We start from the raw sequence: 16,744 nt of genomic DNA, 5'->3' as shown, positions 1-16,744 counted from the left end.
ACCTCCTACTTCATAAAACACGTTCAACGTTACTTTCGCTGACAACTTTAAGTATTTTACCATGACATATAGGAAAATGCAAGGATCTTTCGGGATCTTTCAGGACTGGTTTCCTGTAATTGCGTTTTAGGGAGAGGGGGGATGAGCCCTGCATAAGAGAGCGGAGTTCATCGCACAATAAGGCTATTGCCGCAAGAAAGGGGTTCAGATATGGATTTAAGCCTATACACCGTGAGAACGGATCTGGCCTTGGAAGCGCGGGAGCTGGCTGAAGCCGCCAACCAGGGACAATCAATTCCGGGAGTTATTTCTGAAAGCAGCAGGGAAAACGGGATCAGAGTGACAAAAATTCATGTTATGAACGAGGAAGGCTCGCGAGCGATAAATAAGCTTCCAGGCCACTACATTACGCTGGAGGTGCCCGCACTCAGGCAGAAGGACAGCAGTCTGCAAAATCGGGTAGCAACGAAGCTTGCTCAAGAGTTCGCGCTTTTTCTCGAGGAACTGGGTATCCCAAAGCTTGCTAAAGTACTTATTATCGGTTTGGGGAACTGGAATGTAACGCCAGATGCGTTAGGACCCCTTGTAGTCGAAAATGTGATGGTAACCAGGCATTACTTTGAGCTGGTGCCTGACGATGTTGGACCGGGATACCGGCCAGTGAGTGCTGTCGCCCCGGGAGTACTGGGCACAACAGGTATAGAGAGCAGCGAAATCGTACAAGGAATTGTCGAGAAGTCGAATCCGGATCTTGTGATCGCCATTGATGCTTTGGCTTCAAAGTCACTGGAGAGGGTAAATACAACCATCCAAATTTCGAATACCGGTATCCATCCTGGATCAGGTATTGGCAACAAACGTAAAGGATTGACACAAGAAACACTGGGTGTTCCTGTTATTGCTATTGGAGTTCCTACAGTCGTTTATGCTTCAACGATCGTCAACAATTGCATAGACTTGATGCATCGGCATTTTCAGGAGCAGACTAGCCAAACGGGGCAAATTCTTGGTCTTTTGGACAGTATGCAGGAAGAGGAACGGCTGCAGCTCGTTAAAGAAGTGCTGGACCCGCTAGGTCATGATTTACTCGTAACACCTAAGGAGATAGATCAGTTTATAGAAGATATAGCCAATGTTATCGCTAGTGGATTAAACGCAGCTCTGCATGAAGCCGTAGATAAAACGAATGTAGCAGCCTACACACATTAATCAAGACAAGCCCTAGTAGCGATATTCTTCGCACTGGGGCTTTTTTTCCTTCTATAGCATGTTGCTAGCAACATGTTTCTAGTGTTTTTGGTTCTATCGATCCTTAGCTGTTCATAGAGTTAAGTAAGATAGATTAGGAGGAATCGCAAATGAAAAGGACATCCGCCACACTGAATCTCAGCCATATCCGCAGAACGTTTCAGAGCATCGGAGCGGTCGGGAGAACCTTCGTCTTACTTAGTACAGCTTCTTTACTTTTTTTTATGCTGTTGGGCATCGGTACTTATTTGCAAGCTAAAGAGTTGACGACCTCACCCGTATCCTCAATGAAGGGACTGGCCGCTTCCGTATCTAACGTGTTTTTTATGGATATGCTGGGCATGGAAGTTCCTCACTTAAATAGCAAATCACAAAAATTCACTTTCTCCCAGCAAAACATATTTCATTTCGCCTTTCAAATGGTCACGGATATAAATCCCCAGGATCCCAAGAGCCTGGTCGCCAGTGAAGTGCCGGGCATGAAAATGAATAATACTACGGTTCTAAGAAGCAGTAAAGCGGATAATCCAAGTGAGCCCGTTGATTTGGTGCCAGCTCCCGAGGCTGTACAAACCAATAACGGTTCCACAAATCCAGAGCCTGACCCTGCTCCTGGGTCAAATGGACAGACCGATCCGCAGCCTCTGACACCTGATTCTTCGGCAGCACCAACACCGGCGCCGGCATCCAAGCCTTTAAAAACAGCCGGAAATAATGTCGCTTTCGTTTATCAGACACATAGCAATGAATCGTACTTGCCTGAGCTGAAAGGAATCACGGAGCCCGATGAAGCTTATAGCGATAAGATTAATGTCATTCAGGTTGGCAAGCGACTGGCAGAAAATTTGGAAAAGGTAGGCATAGGGGCGGTCCACTCCAATACTGTATATCCGAACGTAGTAAAGGGCTTTAAATATCCTTTTTCCTATAAATATTCACGTACAACCTTGCAGGAGGCCATGGCCGCACATCCCGATTTGAATTATTACTTTGATATTCACCGCGACTCTTCTGTTCGCAAACGGACAACGGTGACGATTGATAACAAGGATTACGCCCAGGTGTATTTCATTATCGGAGGTAAAAATCCGGACTGGAAAAAGAATGAGGAATTCGCCAACAAAATTCATCAAATTCTTGAAGAGAAGCATCCAGGCATATCGAAAGGGATTCATGCCAAGACTGAAACTGAAGGTAATGGCCTGTACAATCAGAATATGTCACCGAATAATATCCTGATAGAGATTGGCGGGCCCTATAACACGTTGGAGGAGTGCTACAGGACGACCGACTGGCTGGCTGATGCAATCTCCGAAGTTATATTAAATGCAAAGAAGGTCAATGCACCAGTAACTGCAGGCAAATAATAGCGGCACGATAGTCAAACTAAAAGGGAGGGGAAGCTGGATGGCTCATTTTTATTTGAAAATTATCGGGTTTGGGCTGCTGTTCTTATTCTGTATTTTTTTTGGAGTGAGTTTGGCCACAACAGGTATGGAGCGGATTCAGGGACCTCTTCCTGTCGGATCGTTTGACGCGGCTTCGTCTAAGTCTGATCTTGATGCCGGCTCTAAAACGAAAGCTCAATCCAAAGCCAAATCCGAAGCAGATGCTAAAAAGAAGGCTGAAGCCCAAGCTAATGCCCAAGCTAAAGCTGACAAGGCGGCCAAGCAAGATGCTCAGTCCAGTAAAGATTCGGGCGGGAAAGGTGACCGTTCCTTGAATCTGGTAGGAAACAAGCTGGGAGAGCTGCTGCAAATCATGGCGCACCACGGCATTAAGTGGTTTATTTCGATCTTTGATGCCGTTCTGGGTAAGGGATAAAGGGGACGAAATAGAGGCCAAATAGAGGCTTTGCTGCAGGCGACATGCAAATAACATGCAATCAACATTGAAGCCAATCCCCACAACTGTTATAATGAAAATTATTTGCATGTAGGTGGGGGTTAGCGTTTAGCATGACGGACATTCGAGCCAGACAAAAGAAAATACGTAACTTTTCCATTATTGCTCATATCGACCACGGGAAATCAACCCTGGCCGACCGCATTTTGGAATATACCGGAGCGCTTTCCTCAAGGGAAATGCAGGTGCAGGTGCTCGACCAGATGGATCTGGAGCGGGAGCGGGGCATTACGATTAAGCTGCAGGCTGTCCGGCTGGCGTACCGCGCTGATAATGGTGAGGATTATATTCTCAACCTGATCGATACGCCGGGACACGTCGATTTCACTTATGAAGTATCACGCAGCTTGGCTGCTTGCGAAGGCGCACTGCTTGTCGTAGATGCGGCGCAGGGAATTGAAGCGCAGACGCTCGCAAACGTCTATTTGGCGCTTGAAAACAATTTGGAAATATTACCAGTCATTAATAAAATCGATTTACCAAGCGCAGATCCCGAGCGGGTGAAGCAGGAAATTGAAGATGTAATTGGGCTTGATGCCAGTGAAGCGGTGCTCGCTTCGGCCAAATCAGGCATCGGTATTAAGGAGATTCTGGAGCAGGTTTGCGAGAAGGTGCCAGCTCCTACAGGGGACCCGGATCAACCGTTAAAGGCTCTGATCTTCGATTCGCATTATGATCCCTACAAGGGTGTTATTGTCTATGTGCGCGTAGTGGATGGCAAGATGAAATCAGGCACAAAAATCAAGATGATGGCTACGGGTAAATACTTTGAGGTCATTGAGGTTGGCGCATTCAAGCCGCGTATGACGATTGTTGATGAATTGAATGTAGGAGATGTTGGATTTGTCGTCGCAGGCATTAAGACGGTCGGGGACACGCGGGTAGGGGATACCGTAACGGATGCTGTAAATCCAGCTCCTGAAGCGTTGCCTGGCTACCGCAAAATTAACCCGATGGTATTCTGCGGACTATATCCAATTGAATCAACAGATTATAACGATTTGCGCGACGCTCTTGATAAATTAGAGCTTAACGATGCATCACTGCGTTATGAACCAGAGACTTCTTCTGCGCTCGGTTTTGGCTTCCGCTGCGGCTTCCTGGGACTTCTTCATATGGAGATTATTCAGGAACGGATTGAACGGGAGTTTAATATTCCGCTGATTACTACTGCCCCTAGCGTAATTTACCGCATTACACTTACTAATGGCGAGGTTATAGATATTGATAACCCTTCCCATTATCCGGAGCAGCAGCGTATAGATTTTGTAGAAGAGCCTTATGTAACAGCTAAAGTAATAGTGCCAAATGATTATGTAGGAACAATTATGGAGCTTTGCCAAGGCAAACGGGGCGAGTTCATCAATATGGAATATTTGGATACGAACCGGGTCACGCTCAGCTATGAGCTGCCGCTATCGGAAATCGTCTACGATTTCTTCGATATGTTGAAATCCAGGACCAAAGGCTATGCTTCTTTTGATTACGAAATTTCCAACTACAAGAAATCGAATCTCGTCAAAATGGATATTTTGCTGAACAATGAGCAGGTAGATGCGCTTTCCTTTATTGTCCACAAAGACGGAGCCTATAATCGCGGCAAAATCATTTGCGACAAGCTCAAGGATTTAATTCCGCGGCAGATGTTCGAGGTTCCGATTCAAGCAGCGGTCGGTCAAAAAATTGTTGCCCGCGAAACGGTTAGAGCGATGCGCAAGAACGTGCTAGCCAAATGCTATGGCGGTGATATTTCCCGGAAAAGAAAGCTGCTGGAGAAGCAGAAGGAAGGGAAGAAGCGCATGAAGCAGGTCGGTAGTGTGGAAGTGCCGCAGGAAGCTTTCATGGCCGTATTGAAAATCGACGAATAACGGATACGCGGTTCCCCAAAGAAGCCTGGCTGACAGACGGATCTGCAGCGGGGCTTCTTTGCATCGCCAGCCTTCCAGAGAAAGGAATGTGACTTATGATTGTAACCACAGCGGCCGCGAAAGCCGTGTATATCCATATCCCTTTTTGCACGAATAAATGTCATTACTGCGATTTCAACTCCTATGTGCTCAAGGGCCAGCCCGTTATGGATTATCTGGATGCTCTCGAAAGAGAGATGGAGCTTACAGTCAAGGAGCACCCTCCTGTAGGTATTGAGACGATATTCGTAGGCGGCGGGACGCCAACTGTGCTTTTACCGGATCAGATGGAGCACTTTTTAAAGCTTGTGAATACTTATTTCCCACTCGCCAATCCACAGCTGGAATTTACGATGGAGGCTAATCCGGGGACTACGGATGAAGATAAGCTTGCTGCGATGAAAGCGGGGGGCATTAACCGCATCAGCTTTGGTGTCCAGTCCTTCGATAATGGGCTGCTGGCCGCTATTGGGCGCATTCACAATACGGATGACGTTTACCGCAGCATTGAGAACGCCAGGAAGATCGGCTTTAGCAATCTTTCGATTGATCTTATGTTCGGTCTGCCGAAGCAAACCGTGGAGATGATGAGGTCGACGCTGGATGCGGCACTTGCCCTTGATTTAAAGCATTATTCCATATATGGTCTGAAGGTTGAAGAGAATACGCTGTTTCACAATTTATTTCAAAAAAATCAGCTCCCGCTGCCTTCCGAAGAGGAAGAGGTGGAGATGTACGTGATGATTATGAAGCATCTTGAAGCTGCGGGATATGGACAATATGAAATTAGTAATTTCGCCAAGCCCGGTTATGAAAGCAAGCACAATTCGATGTACTGGAAAAATCGTTCCTATTATGGATTAGGTGCAGGGGCTCACGGCTATATGAACCGTAATCGCCATGTTAATGTTAAGGGTGTTGGACCTTATATAGAGGCAACGAAAAGTGGTTTGCCGATATTGGAGCGTTTTGAGGTTTCGGAGAAAGAAGCTATGGAAGACTTCATGATGGTTGGACTCCGCCTATTGGAAGGTGTCAGTCAAGCGGATTTCAACGCTCAGTTCGGAATTACTATAGAAGCTGTTTTTGGTCCGATACTGGAGAAGCTGCTGCAAAGTGAGCTGTTGGAACGAACAATTGCAGGCTACTGTTTATCTCAAAAGGGGATATTGCTGGGCAATGAAGTGTTTGGCGCTTTTATTGATCTGTGAAACATGTTCTTCTTGTCCAATCCTGGTAAAAAAGTGCTTGTGCAATTATACGTGGTGTTGTATATTTATACATAAATCCATTTGTGCGGAGCGGATATCCCGTGAAGTCGCCCAGGTGGGTTTTATGTATTTTTGCATTTATATGGTCATGAATATGCACTTTTGCAGGTGGAATGGTGGGATTATTAGATGAAAGCAACAGTAACCGTCAGAAAGGCTTCCTCAGAGGACGTAGAGAAGCTTTATCATATTATACAAGGGTATGCACAGCAGGGAATTATGCTTCCGAGATCGATTGAGACGCTTCATCAACAGATCGATACTTTTGTGGTAGCGGAGCTGGATGAAGTGTTAGTTGGCTGCGGGTCCTTGACCCGACTTGGGCCGGATTTAGTGGAGATTCGCTCTCTAGGCATTTCAGAGGGCTATAAGGGACAAGGGATCGGCGGCAAGCTCGTTGCTTTCCTCGAGGGACAGGCGCGCAGCATGAATATAGTTAAAATTATGGCGTTAACCTATGAGGTTGCCTTTTTCTTGAAGAACGGCTTTACCCTGGTGCCGAAGGAGATTTTTCCCGAGAAGGTTTGGAAAGATTGCATACACTGCAAGAAGCAGTATTGCTGTGACGAAATTGCCGTGCTGAAACGCTTGGATTGACTTGACAACAGGCCTTTGGGTCTGTTATTTTTGTAGTATGCTTTAGCACTCGTCAAATAAGAGTGCTAACGACACAGCAGCTATGGATTTGCGAGGAGGTTTTCTATATGTTGTCGGAACGTCAGCGCATGATTCTTAGCGCCATAATAGATGACTATGTTCGTTCTGCTGAGCCCGTAGGTTCCCGCAGCATTTCCAAACGAGGTAATGTGGGCTTTAGTCCTGCAACGATTCGTAACGAAATGTCTGATTTGGAGGAAATGGGTTTTTTGGAGCAACCGCACACCTCAGCTGGCCGGATTCCCTCACATAAAGGGTATCGCTATTATGTCGATCATCTGCTTCAGCAGGGCCAGCTGGATGGTCATGAGCTGGATACGATGAAGCTGTCTTTTGCCCAGAAAATTCAGGAGATGGAAGAAGTCATCCAGCATGTCGCAGGGATGCTTTCAAGTCTTACCAATTATACGTCTGTTGTTCTCGGTCCGGAAGTGTTCAGTACGACGCTTAAGCATCTGCAGATTCTTCCGCTGGACGATAAGACGGCAGTGGCGATTATTGTAACTAACACAGGACATGTAGAAAATAAGACAGTGACGATTCCCGAAGGAATACCGATGTCGGAAATCGAGAAAATTGTCAATATTCTCAATGCCCGGTTAAAGGATGTACCACTGCTGCAGTTCAAGAGCAAGCTGTACAATGAGATTTCTGTGGAGCTTAGCAAGTATGTCAGCGGGTATGAAGAATTTGTTTCCGTCGTGGAAAGTGTCCTGCAAAATGACGAGAAAGACCGGATTTTTCTTAGTGGCATGACAAACATGTTAATTCAGCCGGAATTCAAGGATGTAGACAAAATCAAGAATATATTAGATCTTCTTGATGAAACACCTACGCTAGTGAAACTGTTCGCCCCTTCTATAGAGGGTGTTGATGTGAAAATCGGCGCAGAAAACAGCATTGCAGCGATAGCGAATTGCAGCTTGATAACCGCATCCTATTCTATAGGCGGAAGCCCAATAGGAACGATAGGCATCATAGGGCCAACCCGAATGGAATATGCCCGGGTCATCCATTTATTAAATGTAATGTCCAAGCATCTGGAGGTTTCCTTAAGTCGCTGGTATGGCAAATAACTACCTTATTCGACATATGTAAACAAAGAAGGTGTTTAACCGATGAGTGGAGCAGGGCAAGGAAACGGCGAAGGAGAGGAACGATACTCCACGCTGGTCAATAACGCATCGGCAATTCGCGCGATCTGTTCGGCTGTAGAAGGAACCCTTGGACCCAAGGGTCTGGACACGATGCTGGTAGGCGCCCGCGGCGAGGTTATAATAACCAATGATGGCGTCACTATTTTGGAAAAAATGGACGTTACGCATCCTGCCGCGAGGCTGCTTATTCAGGTGGCCAGATCCCAGCAGCGCCAGATCGGTGACGGTACTACTACGGCAACGGTGCTGGCCGGTGCGCTGGTCTCCGAAGGCGTAGCGCAGGTTACGCGGGGCGTTCCTGTAGCGAAGGTCGTGAGCGGCATGCAGGAGGGAATCGAGCTTGCAGTCCGAAGCTTGCGTTCCCGCAGCAGAACGATTCATGGGCTCGATGATCCGAAGCTTAGCCGGATCGCTTTTACGGCTGGACGCGAGCAGGAGGATATTGCCGATCTGATTGTATCGGCTGCCTCACAGCTTGGAGAGTCCAAGCTTAGAGAAGAAGGCTACCGATTCTCGGATTGTGTGCTGTCTCATGACGAAGCGGATAGTGAAGTTTGGCCAGGTGTATTTGTGAATCAAAAGCCAATGAATTTGCGTATGGATAAAAGCGCTCGCGAAACCAGGGTTTTGGTGCTGCAGGATGCATTTGAACCGGAAACGGTTAGTGAAGAAGCGTTAGTAACGGAATCTGGTTTTCAGCGTCATATGCTGCTTAGAGAACAGTTCCGCAATGACTTTGATAAGCTGCTGAAGCTTCAGATTGGTCTGATAGCTGTGGACCGGGGTGTTGATCCGGAGGCTGAGCAATTTTGTTCAGATCATGGTATTCTGATTGTTCAGCGGGTTTCCCGCAAGGACATGGAATTGTTGGCGGAATATACCGGAGCCAGACCGCTGCGGCGCACCGCACTGAAGAAAAATGTTGACGAGCTGGAAGCGTCACTGGGTCATGCCGGCTATGCGGCATATGATGAGCGGCTGGAGCGCGTGAGAGTTTCACGCGGGCAAGGACAGCAGCATGTGACGATCATTGTTGGTGCCGCTACCCGTGAGGTTGTCGGCGAGCGCTCGAGAATTGCGATGGACGCTGCTTCTGCCGTCCAGGCCGCCATCCGAGGCGGCTACTTGCCCGGAGGCGGCTCGGTCGAAATGGCGGTGGCCCATGAGCTGGATCGGCACCGTGAGAAGCTCACGGGAATGGAAGGCTTCGGTGTTGCGGCGGTCGCTCAGGCGCTGCGCAAGCCGCTCTCGCAAATCGTTGTCAATGCGGGCTACAATCCGCTTGAGAAGGTTGAAGAGCTGAAAGCTGCGCAGCTTTCCCGGGATACCGATGCCATTGGCATCGACTGTGATACAGGGAAGGTAATGGATTTTCTCCATGCTGGCATCCTGGACCCTACGGATGTCAAAATTCACGCGCTCAGGGCTGCAGGCGAAGTAGCCGCGGCCGTGCTGAGAATTCATACTGTGATCAAGATGAAGCAGCCTTTTGAAGAAGGCTAAATATGGGCAAGCTTAGCACTAATGATAAGTTATACACAGAAAGTTATACCTTAGAAAGTTATACTTTAGAAAATTTATACTTAAAGAACATACTGAGAGCTTATAAGGAGGTGAAGGAAATTGAGTTCTGGAGAAAAATTTACCGCAGAACAGGATTTGAATGGTACACAAACAGCTGAAGAAATGAGCAAACAACATCACGAGGCTGAAGCCAATCAAGCTGAAGAGCTACTGAATGAAGCAGAGTCTGTAGTGATTGAGGATAGCCAGCTCGAAGAGCTGCGCAAGCAGGCTGAGGAAAATAACCAACGTTATCTGCGTACTCAAGCGGATTTTGATAACTTTCGTCGTCGTGCAAGACAGGAGAAGGAAGAGTTTGCTAAATACGCTTCACTTAAACTGATCGAACAGCTTCTTCCGGTAGTCGATAACTTCGATCGCGCTCTTTCATCAAGTAAGGATACGAAGGATTACGAAGCTGTAGTGAAAGGCTTGGACATAATCTTTCGTCAGTTAGAGCAAATGCTGGTTCAGGAGGGCGTAACACCAATCGATGCGGTTGGTCAGCCTTTTAACCCGGAGTATCATCAGGCAATTATGCAGGTTGAATCCGAAGAGTATGAAGAAGGTATCGTTGTCGAAGAAGTCCAAAAGGGATACATGCTGAAAGATAAGGTAGTTAGAGCAGCAATGGTTAAAGTTAGTGTATAAAAGTATAAAATGTTAATGGGGAACCATACCAAAGGAGGATTATTATCTTATGAGTAAAGTAATTGGTATTGACTTAGGTACTACAAACTCATGCGTAGCGGTAATGGAAGGCGGAGAAGCTGTAGTTATTCCTAACGCAGAAGGAAACCGCACTACTCCATCCGTAGTTGGTTTTAAGAAAGACGGAGAGCGTGTGGTTGGTGAAACTGCCAAAAGACAGGCTATTACGAATCCAGACAAAACTATCAGCTCGATCAAGCGCTATATGGGAACGAACCATAAAGTGAAAATCGATGATACTGACTATACACCACAAGAAATTTCTGCCATCATCTTACAAAAGCTGAAAGCAGATGCAGAGGCTTACTTGGGCTCAACCGTTACACAAGCGGTTATTACAGTTCCAGCTTATTTCAATGACAGTCAACGTCAAGCTACTAAGGACGCAGGTAAAATTGCTGGTCTTGAAGTGCTACGTATTGTCAACGAGCCAACGGCAGCAGCTCTAGCTTACGGCTTGGAAAAAACTGAGGATCAAACGATTCTCGTTTATGACCTTGGTGGTGGTACATTCGACGTCTCGATTCTTGAGCTTGGCGATGGATTTTTTGAGGTAAAAGCAACCAGCGGTGACAATCGCCTGGGTGGTGACGATTTTGACCAAGTGATCATAGACTATTTAGTAGCTGAATTCAAAAAAGAGCAGGGTATTGACCTGAGCAAAGATAAATCTGCCGTTCAACGTTTGAAGGATGCCGCAGAAAAAGCCAAAAAAGAGCTTTCCAGTGTACTTACAACTACTGTATCCTTACCATTTATTACTGTTTTAGATGGGGTTCCACAGCATTTGGAGCTGAGTCTGACTCGTGCTAAATTCGAAGAAATTTCCGAGAAATTGGTAGAAAGAACATTAGGACCTACCCGTCAAGCGATTAGTGATTCCGGTCTTTCAGCCAACCAAATCGACAGAGTCGTGCTCGTCGGTGGATCTACTCGTATTCCTGCAGTCGTCGAGTCCATTAAAAAGCTGATCGGTAAAGATCCGCACAAAGGCGTTAACCCTGATGAAGTTGTAGCGCTTGGTGCTGCCGTTCAAGCAGGTGTCTTGACTGGTGAAGTAAAAGACGTTGTACTTCTTGACGTAACACCATTGTCCCTGGGTATCGAAACAGCAGGTGGCGTGTTCACCAAAATGATCGAACGCAACACGACTATACCTACAAGCAAATCCCAAGTTTACACAACTTACGCCGACAGCCAAACCAGCGTTGAGATTCACGTGCTGCAAGGTGAGCGCTCGATGGCTAATGATAATAAAACTCTTGGCCGCTTTATGCTGGGTGAGATTCCTCCGGCTCCACGCGGAATTCCGCAAATCGAAGTTACTTTTGATATTGATGCCAACGGTATTGTGAACGTATCGGCGCTTGATAAAGGAACAGGTAAAAGTCAAAAAATTACGATCACATCCTCAAGCGGCTTAAGTGATGCTGAGATTGATCAAATGATGAAGGATGCGGAAGTACACGCTGAGGAAGACCGCAAGCGTAAAGAGCTTGTAGAAGCTCGCAACCAAGCGGATCAGCTCGTATATTCCGTTGACAAAACAATCAAGGATCTTGGAGATAAAGTTGATCAGGGCGAAATCGATATAGCGGAAGCAGCTAAAGAGAAAGTGAAAGCTGCGCTTGAAGGTGACGATCTGGAGACAATTAAAACCGCTACAGATGAGCTGACTGAAATTATTCAACAGCTTTCTGTGAAGCTTTATGAGCAGGCTGCTCAAGCGGAAGAAGCTCAAGGTGCTGATGGTTCAGATGGCGGGAACAACCCTGGAGACGGCGGAAAAGCGAAAGACAATGTAGTAGACGCCGATTACGAAGTGGTTGACGAACCTAAGAAGTAAGCTTATCATTCTGATAGAAGTAAAATAGGTTGGTAAAGTCAAAGCTTAAGAGGAATCTTATGGCTTTGACTTTACCTTTGCAGTTTTGGACATGGGAGTGGGACAATGAGCAAACGCGATTATTATGAGGTGCTGGGGTTAGGGAAGCAAGCATCCCAGGATGAGATCAAGAAGGCTTATCGGAGTCTTGCCCGGCAATACCATCCGGACGTGAATAAAGCTGCTGACGCTGAGTCTAAGTTCAAAGAGGCCAAAGAGGCTTATGACGTTCTGAGTGATGATCAGAAAAAAGCGCAGTATGACCGGTTTGGCCATGTAGATCCTAATCAGGGCATGGGCGGCGGTGGGGGCGGCGCGGATTTCGGCGGCTTCGGCGATTTGTTCGATATGTTTTTCGGTGGCAATGGGGGCGGCAGGCGAAACCCGAACGCACCTCAGCGGGGCAACGATTTGCAGTATACAATGACGATTGAATTCAAAGAAGCTGTATTTGGAAAAGAAATGGATATCCATATTCCGCGCACCGAAACTTGTGATACTTGTGATGGGTCTGGAGCAAAATCTGGTACTAAACCAGAAACTTGTTCCGTCTGCCAGGGAAGTGGACAGCAGGAAGTTATTCAAAATACGGCATTCGGCCGAATTGTTAATCGCCGGGTGTGTTCTGCTTGTAACGGCCAGGGGAAAATTATTAAAGACAAATGCTCAACCTGTCATGGTGCGGGCAAAGTGAAAAAACAGCGTACCATTCACATTAAAATCCCCGCAGGTGTTGACGACGGGGCACAGCTTCGCGTATCCGGCGAGGGCGAGGGCGGCACAAAGGGAGGACCTGCAGGGGACCTTTATGTGGTCATTCGCGTCAAAGCTCACGAATTTTTCGAGCGCGAAGGCGACGATATTTACTGCGAGGTACCTTTAACTTTTACGCAGGCTGCACTTGGTGATGAAATTGAAATTCCGACACTCACAGAGAAGGTTAAGCTGAAAATCCCGCCAGGCACACAGACGGATACACATTTCCGCTTGAAGTCAAAAGGGGTACCGCGTCTTCGCGGTTATGGTCAAGGAGACCAGCACGTGAAAGTTGTCATCGTAACGCCGACCAATTTGAAAGATGAACAAAAGGATTTACTCCGCCAATTCTCAAAGCTAAATGGTGAGAACACACATGAGCAAAGTCAATCCATTTTCGAACGAATGAAAAAAGCATTTCTAGGTGACTAGTCATTTTTCAAATAAGCAGAGCTGTTTGTGTATCATTAAACACACCCTTGTGGGTGTGTTTTTTTAAGTTTGCTTGAACTGATCTAACTGATCTAACTGATCTAATTTACAGCTAAATTACGTGGCTGAGTGGGTAAGAGAACAACCACTGTATTGCGCAAAAGGATTGGGGACAATAACTAAGTTTTTGAATTTTTCTGAGGTATCTACACGTTTAGCGACGCTCTAAATAGAAACAGTAGCTTTTTCCAGTGCTATGTAATGGAGGATCTGATCGATTTTTCCGATTTTGTAGTTAGTTCAGAAAAGCGATTACTAAAAAGTTAACCCTTAAAGGAATGAATTTTTTTCAGTAAAAAAACTCTTTTAATGAGAACATATGTTTGATATAATGGGAATATAAGTATGAATCTTCGGTTTGAATCAAATTCGAATGGGGTGGGGCACGAATGGATGCTATAATTTTAGAGCATTTTCCACAGTCCTTTATTTATGAAGAGGATTGTGAACTTTTTCTATATAAGCTTCGTTGGCCTGATGGCTTTTGCTGCCCACGCTGCGACCATGAGAGCTGCTATAAAATCAATACACGTAAGCTATATGAATGTCGAGAATGTCGGACCCAGTTCTCTGTGACCGCGGGCACGATCATGCACAAATCAAAGCTTTCTTTGCTTGTCTGGTTTAAGGCTATCGACCTTCTGGTTGATGGTGAGAATGAATACACCTCATCCTCTTTGGCGAAAGAACTCCAGATAAACTACCGGACAGCGCGATTATTGTTAGATAAGCTGGAATTAGTGCTGCACAAACAATTTGATCATAAAAACTTCCGCCATAAAGTGATCCAACAGGGAAATAGCTTTGTGAAGGAGGGTGAAGAGATAGTGCTGAGGAGAGAAATGGAAGAGAAAGCGAAAGACATAGAAGGAGCAGAAACAGGGACAAAAGCAGGAATAGTTGCAGGAACTAATAGAGAAGCAGAAGCAGGAACTGATGCAGTTGCAATTGCAGAAGTGGACGTATGTATGCGCGTGCTAGAAAATAATGGGTGTAAGGCTGAAGAAGAGCGCGGGAAGATTGAGGCACCAGATCTGATGATAACCATAGAAGCTATAACTAGAAAAATGGAGCTGAGAGATGTATCTAAGTTTTCCAAGAGACTCCAGGAAATGGGGGAGCTCTGTCGGAAAAGGTTCTCGCGCAAGGGGATGAGAAGTGCTAGCTCCAATGAGGTAGTGTTGAAATGGATGAATGCGTGTACGTCTGTATTGCTGTTTCCTTATTTTTTAAGGTATTGGCAGCCTATTTAAGTATATCTGAAATTGAGATGCGAGAAGGGCCGGGCATAATTTTATTCGTTTAGAGAATAATAGGCATAGTTGGTACTTCGAGTACTTCAAGGAGGATTCAGATGACAAACGAACAGCATGAGTTGCAGAAAAAAAATGAACAGCAAGAAGAACTTGGACATTATGAACAGCAAAATATCCCGATTGTGAAGCAGGAAGATGTGGAGTTTTCAGCTGAGCTGGCAGATGATGACGATCTCGAAGCTTTTGAAAGAGCGGAAGAGGCCGATAACAGACAGGAAGAGCAATAGGGGGTGGGCAGACATGGCTGAGAAAAATATTTTGGCATTCTTCCATGCCCCTGATCAGGCAGAAGCGATTGCTGCGAAGCTGAGGTCCCTTCGTGTGATTGATGTAAAGGTTGACCGGTTTAGCCGCTATCCGGGAACTGGTGTGGATAGTGTGATGAATCCAATTACAGGTGAGATATCAAGTTTGGGTGTTCTTACACAAGGTGCAGATGTATCAAGCCCAAGTGCTGGAATTTTGATGGCTGCGGATCCTGCTGCCAGTGGGATGAGCGATGGAGGAAACGGTGGAGCTACAGGAAAGAATATTTTGCTTACTGTAGTAGTAGAGGAGAATAACTATGAGCAAGCTCTGCGCGTGATTCGGGAAGGCGGCGGAGAAGCTTAGGTAGCTGGAAAATAGCCAGCAAGAAGGTGGCTAAAAGGTAGAAGGCAGCCCTTGGGCGGGGAACCGTTTCCGGGGCTTATTTTTGACTTATCTGTATATGATTAATTGGTTTTTTACTATCCTTACTCGCAGTTACTAGCTTTTCTGGCTTTGATAGGCATCTGACTAGACAGCTTGTTTTACCGGGAAGACGAAGTGTAGTACAATAAGCATTGGGTAATTATAGTGAAAAATAGAGTTTAAGAAGAGTTTGCTTAGGCAAATGATAAAGGAAGGAAGATACGATGCGTTGGCATGAAATTACTGTACATACAACTGAAGAAGCAATTGAAATGATTTCTAATTTTATTCATGAATTGGGAGCAGGGGGTGTATCGATAGAGGAGTCCGGCACTTTAAATAAGAAGAGGGACACTTCTTTAGGGCAGTGGTATGAGCTCCCATTAAATGATATTCCCGAAGGAAGAGCTGTGATCAAGGGGTATTTTTCGCAAGATAGCAGGACGGAAGAAATTCTTGCTGAGCTGAAGGCTTCCGTTGAGAAATTAAGTGATTATGATATTGATACAGGAAACCCTTCCTTTGAATGGAATGAGGTAGACGACGAAGACTGGGCAAATGCCTGGAAGCAGTATTTCAAACCGATTCGTATTTCTGAAAGGCTGACTGTCAAGCCAACTTGGGAGGAGTATACCGCCTCACCAGGAGAGCTTATACTGGAGCTTGATCCAGGTATGGCTTTTGGTACAGGTACTCATGCGACTACGTCACTTTGCTTGCAAACGCTGGAACGGTTTGTGCAAGAGGGGGATGATGTGATTGATGTGGGAACTGGGTCGGGGATTCTTACTATAGCCGCATCGAAGCTGGGAGCCAGGCATGTGCTTGCTGTCGATTTAGACCCTGTAGCTATTTCCAGTGCCGCTGAAAATGTAAGACTGAACGGACAGGAACATAAGGTGACTGTTTTACTGAGTGATCTGCTAGGGGTGTTAAAAGCTAGCGAATCTGAAGAACATGTAAATTTGGGTGTTACTCTACCGGTACAGCTTGTAGTAGCCAATATTTTAGCAGAAGTTATTGTGCAGTTTGTGAATGATGTTTATGACGTATTAAAGCAAGGCGGTTTTTATATAGCTTCAGGAATTATTACAAGCAAGGAATCACTTGTGGAAAATGCGCTGTTAGAAGCCCAATTCACAATAGTGGACAAGAGCTATGATTCCGACTGGGTTGTGATCACTGCGAGAAAGCTGTAGGTGGA

15 protein-coding genes and 1 pseudogene are annotated in these 16,744 nt (G+C 46.0%); all 16 read left to right on the top strand.

Annotated elements, in window-relative coordinates:
• Positions 1–210 precede the first annotated feature (210 nt).
• The gene (gpr, locus tag J2Z66_RS21680) at positions 211–1,209 is read left to right on the top strand and encodes a GPR endopeptidase (RefSeq protein ID WP_209974262.1); all 999 of its coding nucleotides are present in this window, start codon (positions 211–213) and stop codon (positions 1,207–1,209) included.
• Positions 1,210–1,358: 149 nt separating this feature from the next.
• Positions 1,359–2,615 (top strand): stage II sporulation protein P, encoded by a 1,257-nt coding sequence (gene spoIIP / locus J2Z66_RS21675; RefSeq protein WP_209974261.1) that lies wholly within the window; start codon positions 1,359–1,361, stop codon positions 2,613–2,615.
• 40 nt (positions 2,616–2,655) lie between these two features.
• Entirely contained in the window at positions 2,656–3,072 is a 417-nt protein-coding gene (locus tag J2Z66_RS21670; RefSeq protein WP_209974259.1) for a DUF3679 domain-containing protein, read from the top strand.
• Positions 3,073–3,206: 134 nt separating this feature from the next.
• Positions 3,207–5,021, top strand: coding sequence for a translation elongation factor 4 (gene lepA, locus J2Z66_RS21665; RefSeq protein ID WP_209974256.1), 1,815 nt, complete (start codon positions 3,207–3,209; stop codon positions 5,019–5,021).
• Positions 5,022–5,116: 95 nt separating this feature from the next.
• Positions 5,117–6,271 (top strand): radical SAM family heme chaperone HemW, encoded by a 1,155-nt coding sequence (gene hemW / locus J2Z66_RS21660; protein WP_209974254.1) that lies wholly within the window; start codon positions 5,117–5,119, stop codon positions 6,269–6,271.
• Between the two features lie 189 nt (positions 6,272–6,460).
• On the top strand, positions 6,461–6,928 hold the full coding sequence (locus J2Z66_RS21655; protein ID WP_209974252.1) for an N-acetyltransferase: 468 nt from the start codon (positions 6,461–6,463) through the stop codon (positions 6,926–6,928).
• A gap of 107 nt (positions 6,929–7,035) precedes the next feature.
• On the top strand, positions 7,036–8,064 hold the full coding sequence (gene hrcA, locus J2Z66_RS21650) for a heat-inducible transcriptional repressor HrcA (RefSeq protein WP_209974250.1): 1,029 nt from the start codon (positions 7,036–7,038) through the stop codon (positions 8,062–8,064).
• A 42-nt stretch (positions 8,065–8,106) separates the two neighbouring features.
• Positions 8,107–9,648 (top strand): TCP-1/cpn60 chaperonin family protein, encoded by a 1,542-nt coding sequence (locus J2Z66_RS21645; protein WP_209974247.1) that lies wholly within the window; start codon positions 8,107–8,109, stop codon positions 9,646–9,648.
• Positions 9,649–9,804: 156 nt separating this feature from the next.
• On the top strand, positions 9,805–10,359 hold the full coding sequence (gene grpE, locus J2Z66_RS21640) for a nucleotide exchange factor GrpE (protein WP_281068875.1): 555 nt from the start codon (positions 9,805–9,807) through the stop codon (positions 10,357–10,359).
• A 49-nt stretch (positions 10,360–10,408) separates the two neighbouring features.
• Positions 10,409–12,265, top strand: a complete 1,857-nt coding sequence (gene dnaK, locus J2Z66_RS21635; protein WP_209974245.1) for a molecular chaperone DnaK — start codon at positions 10,409–10,411, stop codon at positions 12,263–12,265.
• A 105-nt stretch (positions 12,266–12,370) separates the two neighbouring features.
• On the top strand, positions 12,371–13,492 hold the full coding sequence (gene dnaJ / locus J2Z66_RS21630; RefSeq protein WP_209974244.1) for a molecular chaperone DnaJ: 1,122 nt from the start codon (positions 12,371–12,373) through the stop codon (positions 13,490–13,492).
• Positions 13,493–13,941: 449 nt separating this feature from the next.
• A pseudogene (locus J2Z66_RS44130) lies at positions 13,942–14,106 on the top strand (transposase family protein); the annotation flags it as partial.
• Positions 14,107–14,358: 252 nt separating this feature from the next.
• On the top strand, positions 14,359–14,805 hold the full coding sequence (locus J2Z66_RS42840; RefSeq protein WP_245375720.1) for a hypothetical protein: 447 nt from the start codon (positions 14,359–14,361) through the stop codon (positions 14,803–14,805).
• Positions 14,806–14,906: 101 nt separating this feature from the next.
• Positions 14,907–15,095, top strand: a complete 189-nt coding sequence (locus tag J2Z66_RS21620) for a YfhD family protein (RefSeq protein ID WP_209974239.1) — start codon at positions 14,907–14,909, stop codon at positions 15,093–15,095.
• A 13-nt stretch (positions 15,096–15,108) separates the two neighbouring features.
• Positions 15,109–15,480, top strand: a complete 372-nt coding sequence (locus J2Z66_RS21615; RefSeq protein WP_209974237.1) for a hypothetical protein — start codon at positions 15,109–15,111, stop codon at positions 15,478–15,480.
• Between the two features lie 284 nt (positions 15,481–15,764).
• Positions 15,765–16,739, top strand: a complete 975-nt coding sequence (prmA, locus tag J2Z66_RS21610) for a 50S ribosomal protein L11 methyltransferase (RefSeq protein ID WP_209974235.1) — start codon at positions 15,765–15,767, stop codon at positions 16,737–16,739.
• The last annotated feature ends 5 nt before the right edge of the window (positions 16,740–16,744 follow it).

The sequence above is a fragment of the Paenibacillus eucommiae genome (assembly GCF_017874215.1).
Lineage (GTDB): Bacteria > Bacillota > Bacilli > Paenibacillales > NBRC-103111 > Paenibacillus_AI > Paenibacillus_AI eucommiae.
The sequence above is the reverse complement of the archived record's forward strand: the minus strand, read 5'-3'. Positions and strand labels throughout refer to the sequence as shown.